The 25,287-nt window shown below is 48.6% G+C and carries 24 protein-coding genes and 1 other RNA gene; 5 read left to right on the plus strand and 20 right to left on the minus strand.

The window, feature by feature from the left end:
• Positions 1 to 126 precede the first annotated feature (126 nt).
• Genes K5X84_RS09845 through K5X84_RS09860 form a run of 4 tightly spaced genes read right to left on the minus strand, consistent with a single transcriptional unit; the run spans position 127 to position 4,390 of the window.
• Positions 127 to 1,308, minus strand: coding sequence for an FAD-dependent oxidoreductase (locus tag K5X84_RS09845; protein WP_222235727.1), 1,182 nt, complete (start codon positions 1,306 to 1,308; stop codon positions 127 to 129).
• Complete coding sequence (gene ubiH, locus K5X84_RS09850; RefSeq protein ID WP_222235728.1) at positions 1,305 to 2,471, minus strand: 2-octaprenyl-6-methoxyphenyl hydroxylase; 1,167 nt, start codon at positions 2,469 to 2,471, stop codon at positions 1,305 to 1,307. The genes K5X84_RS09845 and ubiH overlap by 4 nt, the downstream gene beginning before the upstream one ends.
• Positions 2,453 to 3,775: a Xaa-Pro aminopeptidase gene (gene pepP / locus K5X84_RS09855; RefSeq protein ID WP_222235729.1), complete on the minus strand. Its 1,323-nt coding sequence runs from the start codon at positions 3,773 to 3,775 to the stop codon at positions 2,453 to 2,455. Before pepP ends, ubiH begins: the two co-directional genes overlap by 19 nt.
• 24 nt (positions 3,776 to 3,799) lie before the next feature.
• Positions 3,800 to 4,390 carry a UPF0149 family protein gene (locus tag K5X84_RS09860; protein ID WP_244994781.1) on the minus strand — a complete coding sequence of 197 codons (591 nt, stop codon included), beginning with the start codon at positions 4,388 to 4,390 and terminating at the stop codon, positions 3,800 to 3,802.
• 109 nt (positions 4,391 to 4,499) lie between these two features.
• On the opposite strand from K5X84_RS09860, the gene zapA reads away from it, so the two are divergent.
• Both zapA and ssrS read left to right on the plus strand, forming a co-directional pair.
• The gene (gene zapA / locus K5X84_RS09865) at positions 4,500 to 4,811 is read left to right on the plus strand and encodes a cell division protein ZapA (RefSeq protein ID WP_054491227.1); all 312 of its coding nucleotides are present in this window, start codon (positions 4,500 to 4,502) and stop codon (positions 4,809 to 4,811) included.
• A 34-nt stretch (positions 4,812 to 4,845) separates the two neighbouring features.
• Positions 4,846 to 5,030: non-coding RNA, 6S RNA (gene ssrS, locus K5X84_RS09870), on the plus strand.
• A gap of 6 nt (positions 5,031 to 5,036) precedes the next feature.
• On the opposite strand, the gene K5X84_RS09875 is transcribed toward ssrS, so the two are convergent.
• Positions 5,037 to 6,605, minus strand: coding sequence for an amidohydrolase family protein (locus K5X84_RS09875; RefSeq protein ID WP_222235730.1), 1,569 nt, complete (start codon positions 6,603 to 6,605; stop codon positions 5,037 to 5,039).
• Between the two features lie 50 nt (positions 6,606 to 6,655).
• Here K5X84_RS09875 and K5X84_RS09880 point away from each other — a divergent pair, with 50 nt between their 5' ends.
• The 3 genes from K5X84_RS09880 (at position 6,656) to serA (ending at position 9,214) form a co-directional block, all read left to right on the plus strand.
• Complete coding sequence (locus K5X84_RS09880; RefSeq protein WP_222235731.1) at positions 6,656 to 7,243, plus strand: 5-formyltetrahydrofolate cyclo-ligase; 588 nt, start codon at positions 6,656 to 6,658, stop codon at positions 7,241 to 7,243.
• Between the two features lie 73 nt (positions 7,244 to 7,316).
• Positions 7,317 to 7,988, plus strand: coding sequence for a ribose-5-phosphate isomerase RpiA (gene rpiA / locus K5X84_RS09885; RefSeq protein WP_199494374.1), 672 nt, complete (start codon positions 7,317 to 7,319; stop codon positions 7,986 to 7,988).
• Positions 7,985 to 9,214, plus strand: coding sequence for a phosphoglycerate dehydrogenase (gene serA / locus K5X84_RS09890; protein WP_222237019.1), 1,230 nt, complete (start codon positions 7,985 to 7,987; stop codon positions 9,212 to 9,214). Before rpiA ends, serA begins: the two co-directional genes overlap by 4 nt.
• Here the strand turns inward: serA and phoU are convergent.
• From phoU to K5X84_RS09965, 15 genes are all read right to left on the minus strand, one after another.
• Positions 9,211 to 9,930, minus strand: coding sequence for a phosphate signaling complex protein PhoU (gene phoU / locus K5X84_RS09895; protein ID WP_054491232.1), 720 nt, complete (start codon positions 9,928 to 9,930; stop codon positions 9,211 to 9,213). The genes serA and phoU overlap by 4 nt on opposite strands.
• Positions 9,931 to 9,940: 10 nt before the next feature.
• Complete coding sequence (gene pstB, locus K5X84_RS09900) at positions 9,941 to 10,759, minus strand: phosphate ABC transporter ATP-binding protein PstB (protein WP_199494386.1); 819 nt, start codon at positions 10,757 to 10,759, stop codon at positions 9,941 to 9,943.
• Between the two features lie 59 nt (positions 10,760 to 10,818).
• A complete protein-coding gene (gene pstA, locus K5X84_RS09905; RefSeq protein WP_222235732.1) occupies positions 10,819 to 12,474 on the minus strand; it encodes a phosphate ABC transporter permease PstA in 1,656 nt (551 codons plus the stop codon).
• 23 nt (positions 12,475 to 12,497) lie between these two features.
• The gene (locus tag K5X84_RS09910; RefSeq protein ID WP_222235733.1) at positions 12,498 to 14,762 is read right to left on the minus strand and encodes an ABC transporter permease subunit; all 2,265 of its coding nucleotides are present in this window, start codon (positions 14,760 to 14,762) and stop codon (positions 12,498 to 12,500) included.
• A gap of 161 nt (positions 14,763 to 14,923) precedes the next feature.
• Positions 14,924 to 15,901, minus strand: a complete 978-nt coding sequence (locus K5X84_RS09915; protein ID WP_054491235.1) for a PstS family phosphate ABC transporter substrate-binding protein — start codon at positions 15,899 to 15,901, stop codon at positions 14,924 to 14,926.
• Between the two features lie 97 nt (positions 15,902 to 15,998).
• A complete protein-coding gene (gene phoR / locus K5X84_RS09920; RefSeq protein ID WP_222235734.1) occupies positions 15,999 to 17,294 on the minus strand; it encodes a phosphate regulon sensor histidine kinase PhoR in 1,296 nt (431 codons plus the stop codon).
• A gap of 17 nt (positions 17,295 to 17,311) precedes the next feature.
• The gene (gene phoB / locus K5X84_RS09925) at positions 17,312 to 17,998 is read right to left on the minus strand and encodes a phosphate regulon transcriptional regulator PhoB (protein WP_054491237.1); all 687 of its coding nucleotides are present in this window, start codon (positions 17,996 to 17,998) and stop codon (positions 17,312 to 17,314) included.
• Between the two features lie 94 nt (positions 17,999 to 18,092).
• Positions 18,093 to 19,010, minus strand: coding sequence for an AEC family transporter (locus K5X84_RS09930; RefSeq protein ID WP_222235735.1), 918 nt, complete (start codon positions 19,008 to 19,010; stop codon positions 18,093 to 18,095).
• 88 nt (positions 19,011 to 19,098) lie between these two features.
• A complete protein-coding gene (locus tag K5X84_RS09935) occupies positions 19,099 to 20,070 on the minus strand; it encodes a porin (RefSeq protein WP_222235736.1) in 972 nt (323 codons plus the stop codon).
• A gap of 150 nt (positions 20,071 to 20,220) precedes the next feature.
• Entirely contained in the window at positions 20,221 to 21,477 is a 1,257-nt protein-coding gene (locus tag K5X84_RS09940; protein ID WP_222235737.1) for a tetratricopeptide repeat protein, read from the minus strand.
• Positions 21,478 to 21,488: 11 nt separating this feature from the next.
• Positions 21,489 to 22,094: an energy transducer TonB gene (locus K5X84_RS09945; protein ID WP_222237020.1), complete on the minus strand. Its 606-nt coding sequence runs from the start codon at positions 22,092 to 22,094 to the stop codon at positions 21,489 to 21,491.
• 3 nt (positions 22,095 to 22,097) lie between these two features.
• Entirely contained in the window at positions 22,098 to 22,505 is a 408-nt protein-coding gene (locus K5X84_RS09950; protein ID WP_199494367.1) for an ExbD/TolR family protein, read from the minus strand.
• A gap of 21 nt (positions 22,506 to 22,526) precedes the next feature.
• The gene (locus K5X84_RS09955; RefSeq protein ID WP_054491243.1) at positions 22,527 to 23,057 is read right to left on the minus strand and encodes a MotA/TolQ/ExbB proton channel family protein; all 531 of its coding nucleotides are present in this window, start codon (positions 23,055 to 23,057) and stop codon (positions 22,527 to 22,529) included.
• A 2-nt stretch (positions 23,058 to 23,059) separates the two neighbouring features.
• Positions 23,060 to 24,439 carry a MotA/TolQ/ExbB proton channel family protein gene (locus K5X84_RS09960; protein ID WP_222235738.1) on the minus strand — a complete coding sequence of 460 codons (1,380 nt, stop codon included), beginning with the start codon at positions 24,437 to 24,439 and terminating at the stop codon, positions 23,060 to 23,062.
• Positions 24,440 to 24,451: 12 nt separating this feature from the next.
• The gene (locus tag K5X84_RS09965) at positions 24,452 to 25,246 is read right to left on the minus strand and encodes a DUF3450 domain-containing protein (protein ID WP_222235739.1); all 795 of its coding nucleotides are present in this window, start codon (positions 25,244 to 25,246) and stop codon (positions 24,452 to 24,454) included.
• Positions 25,247 to 25,287: the final 41 nt, after the last annotated feature.

Below are 25,287 nucleotides of genomic sequence, written 5' to 3' on the forward strand. Positions count from 1 at the left end.
TAGGTGGCGCTTATGGTTGGTACCTATTGGTCAGGGAGTGTGCGGCGCCATGGATGGCGACGCCCAAGCCCTACAGGGACGTATTCACGGGCGGCTCCCGGACCAGTACGTAGCAACCACCGCCACCTAGTTCCCCAGAGCCACTTCGGCTAGCTTGCGTTTTAAAAAGGTGAGTTTGTTTGGCAGTGCGAAGGCCAGTGCGCGTAAGCCTTTCACTATTGGGTTTGCTGTGCCGAAACCGCGTTTAAACGTTTCCATTGCAGCTATCATTAGCTGAGTGTCGGCTTTGCGCTCGCGCTGATACGCACTCAGCGAGCGGTGCAGTTGCGTCAGTGAAGACAAATCCACACCCTCAATTTTTTCGGTTAAGGCTTTCACGTCACCAAAACCTAAGTTCGCGCCCTGCCCGGCCAGCGGATGAATGGTGTGAGCCGCGTCGCCCGCCAAAACAATACGATGCTGATACCATTGGCGCGCGTACTGCATTTTAAGCGGAAAGGCTTTTATATCAGAGACACACTCGCAATGGCCTAATACCCGGCCTGACTCTGTTTCCACCTGTTTTGCAAAGCGCTCAGGCGGCTCACTAAGTAAGTTTCTGGCGAGATCTTCATCGGCAGACCAGACAATGGAAACGGTATGAGAGTCAGGCGTTGGCAGAAGCGCCAGCGGCCCGGTGGGTAAAAATACCTGACGAGCCACACCATTATGCGGTTGCTCCGTGCGAATGTTCGCAACAATACCTTGCTGTCCGTAGTCCCAGAAAGTTAGTGGTAACTCAGCATACTGACGCACTTTCGAACGGCCACCGTCGGCTCCTACTATAAGATCGGCTGACAGTAACCACTCACCAACGTCTATTTCTGCGGGGTGAGAATCATCGCCGGCATGAACCATTGTCCACTGCTGCGTCTGCAATATCTCAACACCGACCTGCTCAGCACGTTGCCACAAAAAATGCTCCACCACGTTGTTTTCAACTATAGCGCCTAAATCTGCGGCGTTAATTTCCCGGGCTGAAAACTCAATGTGCGCGGGGCTGTCTTTGTCCCACACCTGCATGCTTTGGTAAGGGCCAATTCGGTGTGCCTGCACTAAAGGCCAGGCACCACAGTCTTTTAATACGCTGCGACTGCGATCATTCAGTGCGCTTACCCGCAATGCCAGCTCTTCAGAAAGTTCAGGCTGAGAATGTCTTTCCAGCACCATTACTCGCCGGTTTTGCTGAGCCAGACGTATCGCCAGGCTCAGGCCAATCATGCCGCCGCCAACAATCACAACATCGAGCTTTTTGCGTTTCATGGTCATGGTTGCATCCCCATGGTTAAGCGTGCAAAGGCGGATTTCAGCGGCGAACAATGCTGCAGTAACATCAGCGCACTGTTGCGACCCAACACCGTGGGCCAGTAGTGATTCGAAAAGCCGCGCACTAAACCGTCAGTCAGTTTAATAATGGCCTGATAATCACGTTCGCGGTTTTGCTCGTAGCCTTGTAACGCCTGAAAGTTACCGGCGTCATCGACATTGGCCAGCGACTCGCATAGTACTTCGGTATCGCGCAGCCCCAGGTTAAAACCCTGCCCGGCTATGGGGTGTAAGGCGTGCGATGCATTACCGATGATCACACTGCGGTGGTGAGTCGAGCGCTTTGCCCGGCGTAACGTCAGCGGATAGAAAACTCGTTTCGACACGCCGCTAAATAAGCCTGCGCGGTAGCCAAACGCCTGCTGACACCGTTGCATAAATTCGGTGTCGGACCATTGCTGGGCAACGTCACGCTGCGCTTCGGTAAAGCTCCACACCAGTGAAGCCTGACTTCCCTGCATTGGCAGTAAGGCAATAGGCCCATTCTCGGTAAAGCGCTCATAGGCCCAGCCATCTAATGGCTGCTCTAAATCAAGCGTTGCAATGCACCCAAACTGGCCATAGTCGTAAACATCCGATTTTAGCCCCAGTTGCTCGCGCACCAGTGAATTCTGGCCATCGGCACCAATGAGTAACTTAGCCAACAGCTGCTGTCCGTTATCCAGGTTTAATTCCACCTGCTTTTGCTGCTGTTGCAATGAATCTAAACGAACACCCGATAACCACTCAAGATTGGTCTGCTTCTGACAGCTAAGGTACAAGTTATTAACCAGCTCGGAGGCCGCAACAACCCGGCCTAAGGCCTCAACCCGCTCGTTCTCGGCGTGCAGTTCAGTAGCACCGGCAAAGCCCCGGTCGGAAATGTGAATGTGTTTTATTGGGGTAGTGTCAATGCCATTGAGTACACCGAGGCTTTGCAGCCGCTGCGCTGATGCAGCAGCCAGAGCAATAATGCGTTTGTCGGCGGGCGGACCCTCAGCGCGGGGTTCACAGACAACAATGTGCCAGTCCGGCCGTTGTTGCGCCAGCATTAAGCCAGTTAAGGCGCCCACCAGGCCACCTCCGGCTATTACCACATCGGCGTGCGTTACTGGCCTTTCATCCATGTCTCAATCTCTTCAATGGTTTTGGGTACATCGGCGGTCATGTTGTCAAAACCGTCCGCTGTTACAACCAGGTCATCTTCAATGCGAATGCCTATACCTCGCCATTTATCTTCAACGTCAGCGTCTTCCGGGATATAAATACCGGGTTCTACTGTCAGCACCATGCCGGGTTTGAAAGGTACGGGCTCGCCTTCGCTGTCGCGATAACGCCCGACATCGTGAACGTCCAGACCCAGCCAATGGCCCAGGCCGTGAATAAAGTACGTTTTCCAGCGTTGCTCTTTGAAGTTTTCTTCGGCATCGCCGGTTAAAATACCCAGTTCGGTGAGACCATCGCTAATGACTCTGGCTGCCGCTTCGCTCGCCTGAACCAGGTTACTGCCGGGTTTAACTTCAGCAAAGGCCGCCTGCTGGGCTTCCAACACTAAGTTATAAAGTATGCTCTGTGGCTCACTAAACTTGCCATTTACCGGGAAAGTACGGGTAATATCGGCCGCGTAACCCTGATACTCCGCGCCGGCGTCTACCAGCAGCAAGTCGCCATTTTTCAGCTCGTCCTTATTGTCGGTGTAATGCAGAACGCAGGCATTAGCACCACCTCCGCTGATAATACCGTAAGCCGGATGCAAAGCGCCGTTCATGGCAAATTCATGGTGCAGCTCTGCCGCTACCTGGTACTCGTGCTTGCCCGCTTCGACAAAGCGCATAATGCGGCGGAATGCCCCCAAGCTGATTCGGCCAGCTTCTTTCATCACTGCCACTTCATTGGCTGACTTAATAAGGCGCATGGCGTCCAGCTGAGGTCTTAAGTCAGACAAGCTTTGAGGCGCTAATTTACCGCTTCGCCTTGCTTTTACACTGACTTCATCGCGCGCTTCGCTCACCAGTTCAGCCAGCACCGAGTCTTCACCCATGGGGTAGAAAACCGATTCAATACCCTCCAGCAACTCCGGTAAACGTTCCGGCAAAGTGTCGAGATCTTCCGCGCTGTCAACGGCTAAGGCTTCAACAGCATTGGTATAGCCTAAACGCAGCCCATGCCAGACTTCGTGCTTTGGATCTTTGTCCTGACAGAATAAAGCACTGCGTGGGTTGCCGTCGTTAATCAGCAGCAACACCGCGTCCGGCTCATTAAAACCGGTTAAATAGAAAAAGTCGCTGTTTTGGCGAAAAGGGTACTCGGTATCATTGCTGCGCGTAACTTCACTGTTAGCAGCCACCAGTGCCACCGAGTGCGGAGGCAAAGACTCCAGCAGCTGGCGTCGGCGCTGCTTAAATTCATCCTGAGGAATAACGTTTCTCATCAACGACCTCTACTCCGTCAGTAATTAATGCAGAATTTTGGGTGGCTGATTTGCCGGTAGCTCATTACGGCCTAATTCGGCGTAGCACATCATGGCTGAAACACGCAGATACTCGACAATTTCGGTGTAAGCTCGTTCTTCTTCCTCATCACCATCGTCGGTAAACTCTATTTTCGCCAGCTCGACCATGTCTTCAATGGCTTCTTTTAAGTCACCACTTAAGTTGGTCATATTTTCCTGGTTAACGCCATAGCCCACTAAAAAGGCATTAACCCAGCCAGCCAGTGCGCTTAAGCGGTCAGACAGCGGCGTCGTGTCTTCAGGTAACAACAAACGGTAGCCTAAGTCTTCGTCGCCCAGCGAGTGTTCGATTTCTTCGGCCTGCTGTTGCAGCAAGTTCTCCAGCTCGACGGGTAAGCCCTGGCCGTCGTATGCCAGGTCTGACATTAAGATCATTAATTCATTGCTTTTGGCGTCGCTGCCGGTGGCTATTAGCCCGGTTAACATGCCCTGCACTTCTGACGCACTTGGCGTCATGTCGTATTGTGCGTAAAGTTCCACTAAGCGGTCATAATTAAAACGTGTCGACATTAAATTCTGCCCTTTATTTATCATGCATTAATCCTAACACTGGCTTTACATAATCGCTAGCTGACAAACACCGGTAGCTCATGCCATAATGCAGTTATCAAAGCTGTTGAGTCAGTTGCAAGGAGTCTTTTGAATGGCCGCAAAAACCATGGATATAAAATTGCTGGAACGTAATTATAAGGTGGCTTGCCCTGTTGGGCAGGAAAGCGCGTTGCAGCAAGCGGCAGATACGCTCAACGAAAGACTGATGGAAACCAAAGAACGAACGCAACTGACCAATGTCGAACAAATAGCTGTTATGACAGCCCTGAATTTATGCCATGAATGGATTCAGGATCAAAATGAACAATCTGCAAAAACAGCTAAGCTTGAAGAAAAAATTCAGTTACTTCAGGCAACGATAGAACAGGCAATGAGTGAGCAACGCTCACAACGTAACCGTTAGCGGTTAACCTAAAGCAACATTGTAACCCTTTTGCGGTTTCCTGGGGTGTTTGCCAGCAGGCTTATGTCCCTGAGCCGATGCTTGTATTAAAAGGGGATCACTGGCCTGCCATGTGCAAGCCCGGCATGAACCGGGAAGCCTACGGCAGATACCATTTGCTCCCCGCCTTGAACCAATGGGTTCAAGGGCTACAGCCAGCAGCGGCACCTTGGGAAACCACCCTTACTATTGGCGCTCCGCCTTTTCATCAGCAACAATGGCTTTAACGTCCTCTAGCAATTGTTGTGCGTCGAAAATCACACCGTCTTTAATGGTGTACTGAATGCCTTCGGTACGCATTGGTTCGTTATTGCCGTCCAGCTTGAAGTGCCCGGTGCCGTACAACACTTTAAAGTTATCCATCGGGTTTTCGTTAACAATAACCATGTCGGCTTTTTTACCAATAGCAACGGAGCCAATGTCGTCTTCCATATTCAATGCCTCGGCACCGGCCAGGCTGGCTGCGTGAATCACCTCTAACGCATTCAAACCGGCTTCACGCAGTAACTCCAGCTCGCGAATGTAACCAAAGCCATAAATCTTATAAATGTAGCCCGCATCAGAACCAACGGTAATTCTGCCGCCGTTGGAGTGGAAATCCTTTAAGAACGCCATCCATTTCTGGTAATTGTTTTTCCAGGCAATTTCATTGTCGGTAGTCCAGTCGAACCAATAAGAGCCGTGAGCGTAGCGGCTTGGCTCGAAAAACTCCCACAACCGCGGCAAGGTGTATTCGTCGTGCCAAATGGCCTGACGTTCACGCATTAAGTCACGCGACGCTTCGTATATGGTTAAGGTGGGGTTAATCGTGAAGTCCAGTTCAATCAGTTCATTGCGCACTGAATTCCATTTCTCTGAACCGGGCTCCGCGGCCTGCTTCCATAAGCGGCCAGCCTCTTCAAAGCGGTTTTGCTCATTATTGTAGTTATAACCTGCCGGGTAGTCCTGCACGCGACGCTCTTCAAACAGAGCTTCCGGCAAACCGTACCAATGCTCCATAGAGGTTAAACCCAGGCGGGCGGAATCCAGTGCATTCATCGACATTACATTCAGCTGAGCGTGGTGCATCATAGTGCCTAAGCCCTGCTCGTTGGCTTCGTCCAGCGCCGCTTCCATAACCTTGCGAGAAGCACCGAAGAACTTAATACCCTTCGCTCCCTCGTCTTTAATGTAGCGAACCCATTCACGCGCCTGCTCGCCGTTATAAATAGGCTTATCCCAGCCTTGCCCAAAACCGACATAAGGAATGATTCGCGGCGAAGTAATGCGATTATCGACAGCGCGCTCTTCGTGCCACTGAACCCAGTCCAGACCATTAAAACTGCCGGGCTCCCGAATGGTTGTAATGCCGTGAGCCAACCACAACTTCAGTACATACTCCGCCGGAATACCTTTTGCGGAGCCACCAATATGCGCATGCATATCAACAAAGCCGGGCAAGATGTACTGACCGCTGACATCCAGCTCTTTATCACCTGCTTCAGCTTCAGGACGCCCCTCGGGCTTAACGGGCACTCCCGGATTCCCAACACTGACAATATTCACGATACGATCGTCTTCAATGACGATGTCTACCGGACCAATTGGTGGTGCGCCTTCGCCATTAATTAGTGTTCCGCCCCGTAATATCAGGCGCTCGTACGGACCTTCACCGCGATCACGCTCCGGCGCTTTCGGGGGAGCCTGTACAGCATGGGCTGCAACCGTAAAAGCCATCGCTACCATGGCTAAAGCTATCGTTTTTATTGTTTTCATCGGTTATCCTCTGGCAATTACTCAGCGGTTATCATTAAGCAGACTCTAGCATGACTCGACAGGACCTCCGACGCAAGTTACAGCAAATTCGCCGCAATTTAACCGCCGAACAGCAGAGCGAAGCGGCACATCTGGTTGCTGACAAACTGGAGCAACATCTGAGCAACCGGGTCCCTCAGCAGACCACCGTTGCCGTGTATAAAAGCTTTGCCGGCGAGTTACCCACCTCAGCCATTATTCAAAAACTGTGGCAGTCAGGCTTTAATACCGTTTTACCCGTGCTTCACCCTTTTGCTAAAGGTCATTTACTGTTTTTACACTATGCCCCGGATACGCCAATGACAACCAACAAGTACGGTATTGCTGAACCCGAACTGAATGTCCAAAACGTGGTGCCATTGTCCAGTATTCAGATACTGCTGATGCCATTAGTCGGCTTCGACAGTCAGGGCAACCGGTTAGGCATGGGCGGCGGTTATTACGATCGAACATTAGCTCAATGGCATAATGGGAATAGGCCCAACTTATCGCCCATTGGGTTAAGCTATAACGAACAACAGGTTGAAAAAATACCGGTTGAGAGTTGGGATATTCCGCTGCCGGAAATCATTACACCAGCGCAACACTGGCGCTTTTGAAGTAAAAGAAAGATCGATAAAAAACAACAAATTCCCTATACTGAGCTTAAAGCACAAACACGGAGAAACGCTCATGTCAGGCAACGCTGATGCACTAAAAAAAGCGGCAGCAGAAGCTGCTATGCAATACATTGAAGACGGCACTGTCGTCGGAGTCGGTACCGGCTCAACCGTAAACTTTTTTATCGATGCATTAGCCGAGCGAAAACATGACATTGAAGGGGCTGTTTCAAGTTCTGAAGCCTCTACCGAGCGCCTGAAGTCTCATGGTATTGAGGTGTTTGAACTGAACTCCGTTGCCGATGTTCCCGTTTATGTAGACGGTGCTGATGAAATTAATGAGCATGGGCAAATGATTAAAGGCGGAGGCGGAGCGCTGACCCGTGAAAAAATTATAGCCGCAGTCGCTAAAAAGTTTGTTTGTGTCGCTGATGAAACCAAAATGGTTGGCCGTTTAGGTCAATTCCCGCTGCCGGTTGAAGTGATTCCTATGGCGCGTTCATACGTTGCCCGCGAAATTGTAAAACTTGGCGGCGACCCGGTCTGGCGCCAGGGTTTTACCACCGACAACGGCAACTGGATACTCGATGTGCACAACTTTGACATCATGGAGCCCATGAAGCTTGAAGCTCAACTGAACAATATTGTCGGCGTAGTCACCAACGGACTCTTTGCCCAGCGTGGTGCGGATGTGGCGCTTATTGCCCGTGAAGACGGGGTTCAGACACTGAAGGTAAGTGGCTGATGCAAACCTCACTAGCAAAGGACAAAATCAAAGTTTTATTGCTCGAAGGGGTTCATGACAGTGCCATCCAGCTATTTCGTCACCACGGCTACCATAACCTGGAAATACTGCAAACCTCTCTGAGCGAAGATGAACTCTGCGAAAAAGTTAAAGACGCTCATATTCTTGGTATTCGCTCACGCAGCCAGTTGAATGAACGCGTATTTTCCGCAGCCGACAAACTCATTGCGGTTGGCTGCTTTTGCATCGGCACCAATCAAATTGACTTAGATGCGGCCAAGCGACACGGCGTCGTTGTCTTCAACGCGCCTTTTTCGAATACCCGCAGTGTGGCCGAACTGGTTTTAGCCGAAGCTATTATGCTGTTACGGGGCATTCCTGAAAAAAATGCCGTAGCCCACGAAGGTGGCTGGCTAAAATCGGCTAAACAGTCTTTTGAGGCACGCGGAAAAATACTGGGTATTGTCGGCTACGGTCACATTGGCAGCCAGTTGAGTGTGCTCGCCGAGCAGTTGGGCATGCACATTCGCTACTACGACGTTGAAGACAAACTGCCCATGGGTAACGCTCAGTCGGTTCCCACTTTGGATGACTTACTCACGCAAGCCGATATTGTCACTCTGCACGTACCGGAAACCGAACAAACGCAATGGATGATAGGCCGTCGGCAAATTGAACGTATGAAGCCGGGCAGCCTGCTCATTAACGCGTCGCGCGGAACGGTAGTGGACATTGACGCCCTGGCTGAAGCCCTGTCATCAAGGCACCTGGCGGGTGCGGCAATTGATGTGTTTCCGGTTGAACCTAAAGGTAATAACGACGAGTTTATGTCGCCTCTGCGTGGCTTGAAGAACTGTCTGTTAACACCACACATTGGCGGATCAACCTTAGAAGCTCAGGAAAATATTGGCGTTGAAGTGGCCGGAAAATTGGTCCGTTATTCGGATAATGGCTCTACCCTGTCTGCCGTGAATTTCCCTGAGGTGAGCTTACCAACCCACGCCACCGCACAGCGTTTGCTGCATATTCATAAAAACCAGCCGGGTATGCTAAACGCCATTAACCGCATTATTAGCGACAATGAAATTAACGTGGCCGGTCAGTACTTACAGACCGATGAAAGTGTGGGCTACGTGGTAATGGATATTGACGGTGACAACGGCGCCAATATACTGCAACAACTGAAAGACATTCCGGGCACTATTCGTGCCCGGCGTTTATTCTAGTCTTTTTTGCCCATAACCGTGCGTTCCATGCTCTCTGGTGAGACATGGCGCACGTCTTTGCCTTTCACAAAGAAGATAATGTATTCGGCAATATTCTGACAACGGTCACCAATACGCTCTAAAGAACGTGCGGACCAAAGCACATTCATAATTTTTGGAATAGAGCGCGAGTCTTCCATCATGTATGTCATTAACTGGCGTGTCAGCGCTTCGTACTGACGGTCAGCCTGCTCGTCCTGCTGGTGCACATTATAAGCCGACTCCAGGTCCATACGGGCGAAAGCATCCAGTACATTACGCAGCATGCTTAATACGTGTTGCCCCAGGTTTTCGAGACTGACTAACAGTTGCTGTTGGTCGTTACTGAAACTTTCCTTAGCGACTTTTGCGATACGCTCTGCTTCGTCACCAATACGCTCTAAGTCAGCAATGGTTTTGATAATCGCAATGACTAAACGCAGATCGCTGGCGGTTGGTTGGCGTTTAGCAATAATGTGCACGCATTCTTCATCAATCTGCACTTCGAGCTTGTTCACTTTATGGTCACTGGTCAGGACTTTCTCTGCCAAGTCGATGTCGCCCTTCTGAATTGCCAGAAGTGAATCCTGCAATTGCTTTTCAACCAATCCGCCCATGCTTAACACACGGTTACGCACAGCTTCCAGTTCGTCATTAAACTTACCGGAAATGTGCTTACCCATATTCATCTTGTCCATGACTCGCTCCTTAACCGTAACGACCAGTAATATAATCTTCTGTCTGTTTTTCAGACGGGGTAGTAAATAAAGTATCCGTATCAGCATACTCAATCAATTTACCCATATACAAAAACGCGGTCTGGTCTGATACGCGCGCCGCCTGTTGCATGTTATGCGTAACAATAACAACGGTATACTTTTCCTTCAGCTCAGTAATCAGCTCTTCAATGGTCAGGGTTGAAATAGGATCCAACGCAGAGGTTGGCTCATCCAGCAACAAAATTTCAGGTTCAATGGCAATAGAACGCGCGATAACCACACGTTGTTGCTGACCGCCGGATAAACTGAACGCACTGGCGTTTAAACGGTCTTTAACTTCATCCCATAACGCCGCACCACGAAGCGAGGTTTCTACCGCCTCATCCAATACCCGCTTATCTTTCACGCCCTGCAAACGCAAGCCATAAACCACGTTTTCATAAATGGATTTAGGAAAGGGGTTTGGACGCTGAAACACCATGCCCACACGGCGACGCAAAGCCGCAACATCGACGTTTTTGTCGTAAATATTGTGACCGTGCATATCAATCTGGCCGTCAATATGGCAAATTTCTACTAAATCGTTCATGCGATTAATACAACGTAACAGTGTTGATTTACCGCAGCCCGATGGCCCGATAAACGCGGTTACGCGGTTATTGGGAATGCGCATAGAAATATCGTGTAACGCCTGATCTTGACCGTAGTAAAGATTCAAGTTTTTAATATCTAAAGCAGTCTGTTCTGCTGGCAAGTTGTGTAAGTCCAGCTTTTCTAAGTTGCTTGTACTCGGGTTTACCGAAATCATAAGTTCAGACCTTTTCGCTAATTCATCAAAACTGTCGTGTTCAACTGTCGTGTTCAACATTAGTGCTCAAGTGAGCGGTATTTTTCACGTAAATGGTTACGCACACCAATCGCTGTTAAATTCAAGCCAACAATAATGGTGATCAGCAAGAATGACGTGGCGTAAACCAGCGGCCTGGCCGCTTCAACGTTGGGACTCTGGAAACCAACATCGTATATGTGGAAGCCCAGGTGCATGAATTTTCTGTCCAGATGGAAGTAAGGGAAGTTCCCGTCCACCGGCAGCATAGGTGCCGATTTAACCACACCAACCAGCATCAGTGGCGCAACTTCACCTGCCGCCCTTGCAACCGCGAGAATCAGACCCGTCATAATAGCCGGTGATGCCATAGGCAGAACAATACGCCAAATGGTTTCCCACTTCGTTGCGCCCAACGACAAGCTGCCTTCACGTAACGCCGGTGGAATGCGCGAAAGTCCTTCCTCGGTCGCAACAATCACCACGGGCAATGTCAATATAGCCAGAGTAACGGCAGACCATAAAACACCCGGCGTACCAAAAGTCGGATTCGGTAAGGCTTCGGGGTAGAAAATTTGGTCGAGGCTCCCACCCACCATATAAACAAAGAAGCCTAAACCAAATACGCCATAAACAATCGACGGTACCCCGGCAAGGTTAATGACAGCAATACGGATTAATTTAGTGACCGCATTTTTGCCCGCGTATTCATGTAAATAGACGGCCGCAATAACACCAAACGGAGCGACAATAACGGACATTAACAGCACCATAAATACCGTGCCGAAAATGGCCGGGAACACCCCACCTTCGGTATTAGCTTCCCTGGGCGGTTCAGAAACAAACTTGCCAATTTGCTGGAAAAAATGCCCAAGCTTTGAGAAAAAGCCCATATCGTTAGGGAAGTTTACATCCAGTACGCGGTACATAGGTACTTTGACTTCTTCGCCGCGCATATCACGCATAATTAAAGAGTCACGACCGGCTTCGTCACGCAGTGCAAAAAGTTCTTTCTCGTATTCCAGGTACTCGGCCTGAAGCTCTTCGCGACGCTGCTCAATGTCGTTTATCGCTTCTTCAGTCAAGCTGCCGCTAAGCTCAAGGCCACGGCGTTGTAGGTTCAATTGCGTTAACTCATAGTTAATAGCGCCAATTTCACCTTCCTGCAGCGCCATAGCCTGTTCATTCAGCTCAACGGCGCGCTCAACCCGCTTAAACAATTCATCTCGCAAGTCGCCATGTGTCGCAACACGTTCGCCTGCCTGCTCGATAGCAACTGGATAACCGTAGAAATTACCATCTTTGGTACGTTCAATAACCGCCAGACCAGCCGGTGTTTCATCGGAGCGGATGGCAGGACCAAGCACCCAGGCAAAATCTAAAGGTACGTACTCACGGTTACCAATTTTCATCAGGTAACGAGTCACTTCCTCTTCTTCGTAACCATCCATGATGGTGCCCGAGTTACTGATTCGTGATGTTGGCACCGACTCGCTCTCATAGATTTCACCAATGAGCGTGCGTGTTGAACCGTCAGCCTGTTCAATAGACATTTCATGAATGGCGGCGGGCCAGAAAAACGACAGTCCACGCCAGCCAATCATTAATACCAGCCCGATAACCGCTATTAAGCTGATGCTAACTGAGCCGGCGGTTAACCAGATCCAGGGCTTTCCGGACTTAAACCATGTATTCATTGAATTAAACCTCTGTTCCGGAATTACATCGAGCTGTATTTGTCGCGCAGACGTTGGCGAACAAATTCAGCAATGGTGTTAAAGAAAAAGGTAAATACGAACAGCACAAAGGCTGCCAGGAATAAGATTCGGTAGTGTGAACTGCCAACCTCCGACTCCGGCATCTCGACCGCAATGTTTGCCGACAAGGTGCGCATACCTTCAAAAATGTTCCAGTCCATAATGGGTGTGTTACCGGTTGCCATCAGTACAATCATCGTCTCGCCTACGGCGCGTCCCAGCCCCATCATAACCGCTGAGAATATGCCCGGACTGGCGGTTAGCAGAACCACTTTAGTCAGGGTTTGCCATGGTGTAGCACCCAGCGCCAGCGAGCCGTTAGATAAATGCTTCGGCACACTGAATACCGCATCTTCTGCAATTGAGAAAATGGTTGGGATAACCGCAAAGCCCATCGCAATACCAACAACCAGGGAATTACGCTGATCGAAGGTAATACCCAGCTCATTGGTTAAATAGCCACGCACATTGCCATCGAACAACACTTGCTCAACCCAGGGACTAAGGCCAAACGATAACCAACCGACCAGAATAACAATAGGTATGAGCAGCAAAGCGGCTCGTCCATCGGTAACGGTGTTACGAATATGGGAAGGTAACCTCGACCATAAGAATGCGGTCAAAATTATCGCTGACGGCACCAGCAGCAGCACGGCTATCAGGCCCGGAAGATACCTCTCAATTATCGGTGCCAGCCAAAGACCGGCCAAAAAGCCGAGAATAACCGTCGGTAAGGCTTCCATAATTTCAACGGTCGGTTTGACGTATTTACGCACCGACGGAGACATAAAGTACGCCGTGTAAACAGCAGCAGCCAAACCAATAGGCACAGCAAACAGCATTGCATACGCGGCTGCCTTGATGGTGCCAAAAGCAATAGGAACCAAACTGTATTTAGACTCAAAGTCATCGGAACCAGAGGTCGACTGCCAGGTGTAGTCGGGCTCAGGGTATCCCTCATACCAGACTTCCTGCCACATAGCGCTCCAGGTGACTTCAGGATGTTCGTTCTTAATATCAAACACACTGAAGCGATCACCACTTTGCATAATGAGGTAGTTGGCTCGAGGGTCGACCATGACGTGCTCTAAACTGGATTCAAGAGGGTTGCCCCGGTACAGGTCCGCCTCTGAAGTGGTATAGAATATGCCTAGCTGTCCGTTTTCTGAAACGGTGTAGAAAGTACGTCGATAATATTCAACTTCAACGTCTTTAACCGGTGAGCCAGCATCAAATGAGCGAATATATTGATATTGCCGACCTTTATCTGTCGATACCTGGAACCACTGTGTTACCAGCCCGGTATCATGAGTCACCAAAATAGAGCTTGCTCCGGCCAGTAAATAAAGACCCGTGGCATTACCCTGCTCACGCGCATTAACCAGCATTAATTCACGCTCACTTACCTGACCTGAAATTCCGACATCAAATACATGAATTCGGTTACCGCGACGCGCCATAACCTGACGTAAATCCGGAGTGACAATTAAGTCATCGATAGTACCGTTTAGTGTCACCTTATGAAAAACCGGCTTTAATGTCGTTTCGCCAGTCATAAAGTTTTCTTCTGCTGCGTACTTGGTAATAAGCAGATTATTGCCGCCCTGCACAGCAGCAAACATCATAGTGTCACCATCGCTCTCGTAAGCCAGTTTTTCTAAAGCCTGACCACTTTCATCGACAACTAATGGTTCGCCATTATTCAATACCTCCACACGCGGCGTTATCGTACGCTCAAGTGCGCCTGTCTGAGGGTCTTCAGCAAAAGACACTTTAAACTTAGGCTGAACCACCATCGCCGTACCATCGTTCAGACCGTATGCGTACTGCTTGTTGACTGGCAGAGTGCTGGCAAAGCTCGTTATTTTGTCATCAGAGACCACTTCTTTTGAGTCGATGATATCGCCGGCCTTGCGCTTAACGATAGATTTATCGGCCAGCGCAAAGAACTCAAATTTCCCCGATTTCATTAGACGGTAACCAATTTCGGCCTGCTCCTCCATGCCAAGTGCTTCTACATCATCACTGTTTGGCAATGAAAAGCTCTGTTCCTCTTTTAAGGAAACCGACTCGAAAATAGGCTGAACAACATAAAGCAGATAGAAAAAGATAAGCAACAGCGCTACCAACACCATAATGCCACCTAAAGTGACACCATAGCGAGCGGCACGATCTTTAAATAGTCGTCCCCGGTTAGCGGCTAATTGTTGAGCTGACAGTGATGCCATCAGAAACCTCAGGTTTGAATACGCGTTACTAAAATTCTGCAAATAGTTTAGTTGAAAAATATGACAGTATTGTTACACCACTGTCATATTTTCTTAATAATGCAGTAATAGTTATAAAAAAGCCGGTAGCAAGCTACCGGCAAAGCAGTCTCAGGGACAAATTAATCTAAGCCAAGCTTTTTCAATTCAGCTTCAACAACCGCTTTAGGCAGTCCAATGTAACCGTCTTTATTGACAATATCCTGACCTGTTTTTGACAAGATCATGCGCAGAAACTCACCTTCCGCTTTACCCAGTGGTTTCGTCGGATGCTTGTTCACATAAATATATAGGAAACGAGCTAATGGATATTGACCTGCCAACGCATTCTCAGCAGTTGCGCCGATAAACTCCTGACCTTCGGCTTTTGCGATAGGCACCGCTTTAACACCTGAAGTCACATAGCCGATGCCGGAATAACCAATGGCATTAATTGAGGTTGAAACTGACTGCACAACCGACGCTGAACCGGGCTGTTCATTCACGTTCGAGCGGAAGTCGCCGTCACACAGGCCAATTTCTTTAAAGTAACCATAGGTACCTGATACCGAGTTACGGCCGTAAAGCTGCAAGTCACGGTTAGTCCACTCACCTTCCATGCCCAGGTCACCCCAGCGATTAACCTGCTCGTTCAGGCCACATTTGCGGGTTGAGGAAAATATTGCGTCAACTTCCGGAATCGTCAGACCTTCAATTGGGTTGTCTTTATGCACAAAAACGGCCAAAGCATCGATAGCAACACGAACTGGCGTAGGTTTGTAACCATGGCGCTTTTCAAAAGACTCGATTTCTTTTGACTTCATTGCGCGGCTCATAGGACCGAAGTTTGACGTGCCTTCAGTTAAAGCCGGTGGAGCCGTTGAAGAACCTGCCGCCTGCACCTGAATGTTTACGCTTGGGTAGTTACGCTTAAACTCTTCACTCCAGAAGGTCACCATATTGGCCAGAGTGTCAGAACCCACTGAAGATAAGTTGCCGGATAAGCCACTTACTTTTTTGTATTCTGGTAAATCGTCAGTTGCCGCTGCCAATGTACTGAATGCCAGTGAGCCTGCAACAACTAAGCCTGTTAATGTCTTGTTCAAAGTAGATTGAAACATAGTGTATTCACCTCTAAGGGTTATTGAACTGTTTTCGAATTATGGCCAGTTTAAGACGCTTATGTGACAGCTTTATGACAATGTGAAAAATTTATGACTAATTCACTAAAAGTCCGCTCGGAATGCGAAATGAAAAGCGACTGCCTTTTTCTAGTGAACTATTAATATCCAACTGTGAGTTATGATGCTCTATTGCATGCTTAACAATAGAAAGGCCCAGCCCGGTTCCGCCACTGGCACTGTTACGATCATCCTCAACCCGGTAAAAACGTTCGGTCAGGCGAGGAAGGTGTTCAGCGGGTATGCCTTTACCATTGTCCGTGACGCTAAACTCCGCACCGCCGGCCACTCGTTTCCACGACACCGTAATGTTCCCGCCCTCTGGCGTATAATAAATAGCATTGGTTATCAGGTTCTGCATCGCACTGCGCAGAAGGTTTTCTTTACCGTAAATTCTGACAGGAGCCACCTGGAACTCAATAGTATGCTGCTTCGCTTCATTTAAACGTTTGGCTTCAGCCTGCAATTGTTCAAGCATAGCTGGCATATCCACTTCATGGTCGAATACGTCGTCACTGGGCGTTTCCATGCGTGACAACGTCAGCAACTGATCAACCAGGTTCGACATACGAGTACTTTGTGCATTCATGTTTTCAACGGCTTTTTTCAACATGGCCGGCGGCGTTTGCTGTGGGTCGTCCATCATTTCCAGATAGCCCTGCAGTACTGTCAATGGCGTCTTTAATTCATGCGATACATTGGCCACGAACTCCCGACGCAAATTTTCCAGCCGTTTCACCTGCGTCACATCACGCGCAACCAACAAGAACTGATCTTCACTGTAAGGCATGATACGAATTTCAATATCCAGGCTTTCGCGTATTGGCGACGGTATTGTCAGCTCTTCTTCGAAGTTACCTTCGTTCAGGTAGGCATAGAATTCCGGGTGACGAATAAGGTTCGATAAACGTTGACCGGCATCGTCAGGCCAGCGCAGGCCGAAATAAAACTGGGCTAACTTATTGCTCCAAAGCAAAGCACCGTCAGCACGGAATACAATAGCGGCGTCGGGCAAGGCTTCAGCCGCTTCACGAAAACGCCGTAATAAACGCGCTAGAGCCTTACGTCGCTTTTGGCTGCGGCGCTGGGACCGATAGATACCGTCGTAAATATAAGACCAGCTTCCCGGTGCAGAGGGCGGCATTAAAGTACGACTTTGCCAAAGCCACTTTATGAGCTTTTGCTGATAATAATAATGCCAGCAAACCAGCCCCAATAAGGCTAAAGTCGTTATTGGCCAGAACAGGTCAAATAACCAGCCAACAAATAAAAAAGGCAGCAAAAATAAAAGCAGATTGCTGAAAGACTGCCAATTAGAGTAGTTCCTGTCCATGCTAAATCAGCCTAAGCTTAACGACTTGAGAAACGATAACCGACTCCCCGCACCGTTTGAATCAAACGGTCATAACCATGCTCAGTCAGCGCTTTACGCAGGCGGCGAATATGCACGTCGACAGTTCTGTCTTCAACATAAACGTTGGTACCCCATACGTGATCAAGTAACTGCTCTCGACTGTAAACCCGCTCCGGGTGCGTCATAAAAAAGTGCAGTAATTTGAACTCCGTTGGCCCCATATCAATACCTTTATCATCGACTGAAATACGATGTGATACCGGATCAAGTTTCAGCCCTTCAACTTCCAGAGGCTCGTCCAGAACCGTTGGAGCAACACGCCGAAAAACAGCGCGCATACGAGCCATCAATTCCTTCGGTGAAAACGGCTTGGTAATGTAGTCGTCAGCGCCAACTTCCAGCCCTTTGATTTTATCCTCTTCCTCACCTCGTGCTGTCAGCATAATGATGGGAATATTACGGGTGAAATCATCGCTTTTTATTTTCTTCGCCAACTGCAGACCAGAACCGCCGGGAAGCATCCAGTCCAGCAACACCATGTCGGGGTATGGTTCAGCAATTTTACTAACAGCAGCATCGAAGTCATTGGCCTCTACAGCCTGATAACCGTGTTGTTCCATAACAAAGCTCAACATCTCACGAATGGGCGCTTCGTCTTCAACAATTAGAATTCTACGTGACATGCATTGGTTCCCTAATATGAACTGATGCTGCAATTATTACTAAAGAATATGACACTTTTATGAACCTGGACACATCTCTGTAAAATTTCTTATGTCATTGAACAGAGAGCCACTGCAATAACTCGTAAACAATTGGGAGAGAAACAAAAGCAAACAGAATACCGTAACCCACCATGGCGGCCGATAACCTTGGCGCCAGCCCTGCCATAATGGCCACTGCACCTGCCGTGATCATAGGTGGCATAGCACTTTCAAATACGGTTACCTGAACCAGCGTGCTTTCAAAACCAAAGCCGAACAATAAAGCAATTGTTAATGCCGGCATTAAGACCAATTTAGTTAACAAGCCAATGGTTAACGGTGTTTTACTGCCCTTGGGCAAGCGAAACTTAAGCTGAAAACCAACGGCAATCATAATAACCGGCACTAAAGTTACCGCTAATGAGTCAATCAGCCGCTGAAAAACTTCAGGGTAAGTGAAAGACTTAGTTAATAACGCAATAACCAGCGCAATAAATGGTGGGAAGGTCAAAATTTGCCGCGAAACACTGCCAACTGTGGGCTTTTCGTCCTGCTCACGATACAAGGCAATAATAATTGTCGAGTAAATTGCTAAACCGAAAAAAGAGCCGAACTGATCGTACAATAACCCGTAAACAATAGCGTCACTGCCGTAAAAGGCTTCTATCATAGGGAAGCCAAAAAAGGACGTATTACCCAGCGGCACACAAATGAGTAATGCACCGACTACCTCTCTTGGCCACTTAAAAGCGCGACCCAGCAGCCATATAAAAACCGCACTGGCTATCAGTAAAACCCAGGGAATAACAACCGGGATCAGTAGCTCAGAGGAAAACTCCAGGGCCGGAACTTTGCTGAAAATAACACCGGGGAGTGCGGCATAAATAACGTAAAGGTTAAGAACTTGTGCGGTGTTATCCGGACACTTGCCGGTACGCTTAAGGATAAAACCAATAAGTAGGTAGAGCCCCAAGACTGCGAGGTTGATCATAGCGTACAGAAAGTTTGAGAGTGACCGCTATAGTGTAGCCTGACAGCTACTGTCAGGCTACTTTTGTGTTTACTTTAGGAGAAAGCGCTTACCAGGAAAAGTCGTGGCGAATGCCGACAGCAATAAAGTCTTGCTCTACGCCGGGGGTTGCACCACAACCACGGGTTGAGTAAAGCGCGATGTCACATTCACGACCTGTGTACCAGGCGTAAACGCGGGTATCACCGCTAAAGAAGTAATCGGCTCCCACTGACAAAGAAGCGTCGTTATCATTGCCGTCATCAATAGCTTGATACTGCGCTTTAAACACCCAGTTTTGATACGGGTGTGCAGCACTTACCAGGTAGCCGTCGGAGTCGTTCGCACCGTTAATGGTTTCAAACTGCTGCAGAGCCACACCAACGCGTGTTTTACCAAACTTTGTTGCGCCGGTTAACTGAGTAATGTCATAACCATTAACGTCACGGTCAAACGCTAACGCTGCATAATAATTGGTTTTCTTCAGCTTGCTGTCACCGTAAAGCAGGCCAAATGAAAAACCGTCGTCTTCATTGTCATTCTCTGATGCAACGTAGGTCACACCCAGTTTAAAGTTATTAAACGAAGGTGAGTAATAGGTCAGCGTGTTATCCGGGCGGTTTTCGCCACGGAACAAGCTTTTCAGGTCAGCTTCATAGTCTGTAAATTCATCAATTGAACCTTGGGAATCTTTCAGAAAAGTATCGTACCGGCCAATCATGACCTCACCGAAATTACCACGCAAACCAACCACCTGATTACGGTTCGTGACAGCGTCTTTATCATCATCTGAATCAGCCAGATCAATACCAAACTCAATTTGGTAAAAAACCTCTAAATCAGATTCCAGCTCAGCAGCGCCTTTAAATCCAAAACGCGACGAGTTACTGACAACTTCAGTATCCGCCCCATTACCATAGTCATTGCTTTGCAAAGACACATTCGCGCGACCGTAAACCGTTAAACTGTCGTCATCATTAGCAAAAGTGGAAAAACTGGCTGCAGTAGCAGCAATTAATAGCGGAACCGAGTACCTTTTCATAGTCATCCTCACGAGGTCTAAACTGGAACTGTCTAAATTTTACGCACATTATAGTGCCCGCAAAATTTATTGCAGTTATTTTTCTGTCGTGAGTCAATTCTATGTCCTTTTTATGACATAAATATGACAGATGAAGGTTTTATTTAAGATTTATTTCAGTTTTGCTAATTGCTGCTGTTGCTTAAGCTGACTTTTGGCGTATTTGAGCCACTGCTGTGCCGACTGTTCCGTTGCCTGATAACCTAAAGCCTGTTCAAAATGCGACGTTGCCTGTTCGTAGCGCTTTAAATTCAGAGACGCCATACCTTTTATCAAGTAAAGGTTGCCTTCGTTGTCCAGGTTTCCTTTACTGAGAGCGCTTTCCGCACTTTCCAGAGCTTTCTCGTTATTGTTCAGAGTTAAGTGTAACTGGGCAACCTGCAGCGCAAAGTTCCCGTGCTCAACCTTACCGGAAAGCTCGTTGTAGGCTTCAATTGCGAGTTCATATTCTTTCGCCTGAGTATAAGCCTGAGCCATAAATTTCAGGTTATCTACTGACTTTTCAACCTGACCGTCAGACATTGCCTGGTGCATAGTTTCAGCGGCTTTATACGGCAACTCGTTAAAATAGTAAGCCTGCGCCAGTTGCTTCCACTCACCGCCTTTTTCAATAAAGCCTTGCTGCCGCGCCGCTTCTAAAACCGCTAACTGCTTGTCATCCTGCTCTAACTGAGCATAAACACCGGCAAGCTGTAACCAATATTCCGGCTTGCTGTAGTCCGCAACCAAACGCTCCATCACTTTAGCAACCTGTTTGGGCTGTTCTAGTTCGTAATGCAGCGCACGCTTTAAAATCAGCCAGTTCTCATCGGGTGTTTTGTTTTTCGAGTCTGCGGCGGCTATGGCTTTATCAATGAGTGGCAAGGCTTCCTGATGTTTATCGGCCTGGTAATAGGCTTGCGCTTTTAACACCCAGGCTTTACTCATCTCATTCTCTTTCGCTAAACCTTCCCACTGCCCCAAAAAGCCAATTGCGCGTTGGAACTGACCGTCACTTAAAGCCAACTGAGCCAGGCTGTAGAGTGTGCTTTTCTGTAAAGAATCGGGAATAGGCGACTCATTCACTACCTTTTCAAAGTAATTAATGGCTTGTTTGGTATTGCCCTGCTCGTAATACATGAAGCCATAAAAGTTCCACATCATGGCGCGCTCATAGCTGTTCATGCTGTCCGCTTTTTCAGCTACCTCGCCCAGTATTGATAGCCCCTGCTCCAGGTTACCATTGTCCGCCTGCTCCTGAGCACGGGCTAGCTGTCCGTAGACTTTTTCGCGCAACGCCGGAACACGCTCTGTCTGTTGAGCCTGAGCCGGATGCACAAATAACAACCAAACACTGCAAACCGCTAACGCCAGAAATTGTAATTTCATAAGTCACCCATTCAGTTCATTTCAAAGGTCATGCGGTTACGAACGCCGGCCACTTCAACGGCTTCACCATCAATAACCCGGGGTTTGTATTTGAACTTCAGCACGGCATCCATGGCAGCCTGATCAAAAATACCTTCCGGTTCCGCCTCTACAACAACCGGGTCTCGTACTGACCCCTGCTTTGTCACTGTAAACTCAACCACCACATAGCCCTCGATGCCACGTTGCAAGGCTCTGCGAGGATAAGCAGCCTGTACCTTAACGATAGGTAAATACTCACCGTCACTTGCCTGCAGCGACATACCATTTCCAATATCTCCGCCAGCATCCATGTTGGCAGAAAAGTCATAACCTGAACCGCTGTCAGAATCGGCAATGTCGTTATTCATTTGCGGCTGCGGTAAGTCTTCAGGCGGCTGTTCAGGCTCTGGAGGACGCTCGGGCTTGCGCTCTTTTTCCTGCACCTCTTCAGGCTCCGGCGTACGCACAAAGTCCAGTACGCTACCGCGCGGAGGCTCGCTCATGGCACCTTCACCACCACTGATTAACGATTGCATCAGGTAGAACAAGCCTATGGTGACAAATGCCGCAACCAATAGTGCTGCCAGGAATCTCATCATTTAGTCTTCATCCGTTGCTACAGAAACATCGTAAACACCTGCTGATCGGGCCGCGTCCATCACCTTAATCAGCACTCGGGTGTTTGACTCTTCATCGGCCTGGATAACAACAGAACCTTGAGGGTTTTCCGCATACAAACGTTCAATGTTGGCTTGTACCGCTCTTACGTCCACCTGTCGTTTGTCTATCCAAATTTCATTGTTTTCACTTATTGCAATGAGAATGTTGGCGCGATCTTTCTGTACCGCAGTCGCGGCATCCGGACGGTTAACATCAATTCCGGCTTCCTTCACAAAAGACGCGGTGACAATGAAGAAAATCAACATAATGAACACCACGTCGAGCATCGGCGTCATATCAATAGCACTTTCTTCTTCTTCAATTAAATTGGCAAAATGCTGCTTCATAATCTTGTCCTCAACGTCACCTTAGTGACGTTCCAATAAAATTTTATCTTCAAGCTTCATGCGCTCGCGACGTGTGGTTCGTTGCAACCAGGTTGCTGCGAAAACGCCGGACAAAGCCCCCACCATGCCAGCCATGGTCGGAATTGTGGCCTTAGAAACACCTGATGCCATTGAACGTGCGCTACCGGTTCCGGTGACAGCCATAACATCGAACACTTCTATCATGCCGGTTACCGTACCCATCAGCCCCAGCAAGGGGCAAAGAGCAACCAGCGCTTTAATAACCGGTAAGTTGCCGCCAAGCGCTAAACTGGCTCGCGAGATCATTGCCTGGCGAATTTGTTCGGCATTCCAGGACGACTTGTCTTCACGCTGCTGCCAGCGTTTTAGCGTGTCTTTAACGCGGGCACGGTGTCCTTTCAGATAGTAAAAAATGCGTTCAAGAATCATCAGCCACATGGTGAAGATGAGAATACCGATGACCAGCAGCACTTGTCCGCCGGCCTCGATGAAGTCTCTAATCGCATTACTGAATTCAATGAGGAATAACACGGTTACTCTCCTCGCTCAGACCGCTCCGCTATAATGCCGGATGCTTGTTCCTGCAATATATGAATCAGGTTCTTACTACGGGTATGTAAGGTGGCAAATAATAAGGTCATAGGAATCGCAACCACCAGACCCAGCACCGTTGTTACCAGAGCCTGCGATATACCGCCTGCCATCAGTTTCGGGTCACCGGTGCCAAACAGTGTTATCGCCTGGAAGGTGTTGATCATGCCGGTTACCGTTCCTAACAGACCCATCAGCGGTGCAACCACAGAAATGATCTTTATAAACGTCAGGTTACGAGTGATTTTCGGCACTTCCCGCAAAATGCCTTCACTGAGCTTCAGTTCAAGCGTTTCTGTATCCGCCTGTGGGTACTTGTCTTTAATCAGCATGACGCGACCGAGCGGGTTATCATTGCTTGGCTTGTCTTTCTTAAGCTGACGTTTAACTTTGTTACCCAGCAGCATCAGTGATACAAAGCGTTCTAAGGCAAACAGCAGACCAATAGCGCCCAAAGCCAGAATGATGTAACCAACCGTACCGCCCTGGTCGATGCGCTCACCTAAACTCGGTGCCTGAACCAGTAAACCAAGAATAGATCCGCCTGTAGGGTCCAGACCAAAGGTTACAATGCCACTGTCGGTTTGCTGAATGTCTTCGGCAGTGTTCAGATAACGACCCGAAGGTTGACGCACCAGCTCAGCAACCGAGCCCGTTGAGTTCATGCGCTCCAGATACTTACCGTTTGAAACCAGGTTAAAAGCGCCAACACGAACCACGTCCTGCTCGGCTTTGTCGCCATTAGCAGCCGTTACTTCGGTGGTGAATTCTGCCACTTTGCCCGACTCTGTCATTTCCTGTTGCAGAGCAAACCAGACACTCTCAATGTCCTCAATTGACGCCAGCTTAGAAGACGACCCCATACGTTCAGCAAGCTCGTCTAACTGCTCAGCCCGGCCCGGATACTGCGCCGAAATAACCGAATTATTAAAGTTACTGGATGCATCATTGGCAACCTGCTGCAGCACACCAAACAGCTCTTTTAGTGAGCCCATGCGCTGCGTTAAGGTATCGCTCAAGTTACCCAAGTCGACTTCATTCTGCTCGAACTGAGTTTCCAGATTTTCAGCTCGCTGCTCTAAACGGTTACGCTCAGCAATAGCGTCAGCCAGCATGGCTTTTTGCTCTTGCTCTTTTTCACGGAAACGCTGTTCGCGCTCTTTATTACTTTCCGACTGAGAAAACTTACCCTGCTGTAACTGCTGTAAAAGTTCATCTAAGTTAATCGGGTCCTGAGGGACAGGAGCTGCCAACGCCGTAACAGAAGCACAGGCCAATACCGTTACTGAAAACCATTTTGCGATACGCTGTATTAAATTCATGGTTATTACTCCTTATTGACCGGCGCTGTTTTGGGTAGAACTGTTTGATTTATTTGCAAACAGCGGCATCATCAGTAAGTCAGGTGCTAACTGCTTTCTGGCTATGCGAATCGCTTCGTCTACGGCAGGTAGGTGTTTACTGTCCAACTCTTGCCAACTGCGCTGCTCCTGGTTCCAAAGACCTAAGTGCTGACCGTCACGCGTTTTATAAATCAATGCCACACGACCAATGCGGAGGTAGGTAACGTCTTGCTGCTGACCGTTAATTTCATGTTCTGCGGTATAGGCTTCAATATTGCGGCCATAATCGGCTTCTATCTGATAAGCCTCCATGACCCGGCGGAACTTCTCCGAAACGTCAACATTCGCGCGTTCCATAAGGTCATTCAGTTGTTGTAACCGCTCACTGCGCTCGGTTTGCAAAAATGGCACATCTAATTCAACAAAAGACTCAAGGGAGTCAATCATTCGCAACATCAGAGGAGTAATTTGACGCTCGACATAGCTGACCTGATCAATAGAATTATTGATGTCCTGCTTTTCACTTTCCTGGCTGCTGATTTGCTGCTCAACTTGGGTGGTATAAACTTTTAAGCCATCAATTTCTTTCATGATGCGTTTATACTGTTGCAGCCGCTCCTGCATATCATCCGAGACTTGATCGATGGTAAGCTGCGACTTACGGGCTGAATCGTTGATGGATGAAGCCCCCTCAACCACAGGCTCAAGTTTATCTTCCTGTGAATAAGCAGGAGCAACAGCTAAGGCAACGGCAACTAAAACGCCAGCAGAAGTAATTAACTTCATAAATTATGACCTTTGTGAATTAATTTGTGGCGACTTTAGTG

This window comes from Idiomarina abyssalis (assembly GCF_019797805.1).
GTDB lineage: Bacteria > Pseudomonadota > Gammaproteobacteria > Enterobacterales > Alteromonadaceae > Idiomarina > Idiomarina abyssalis.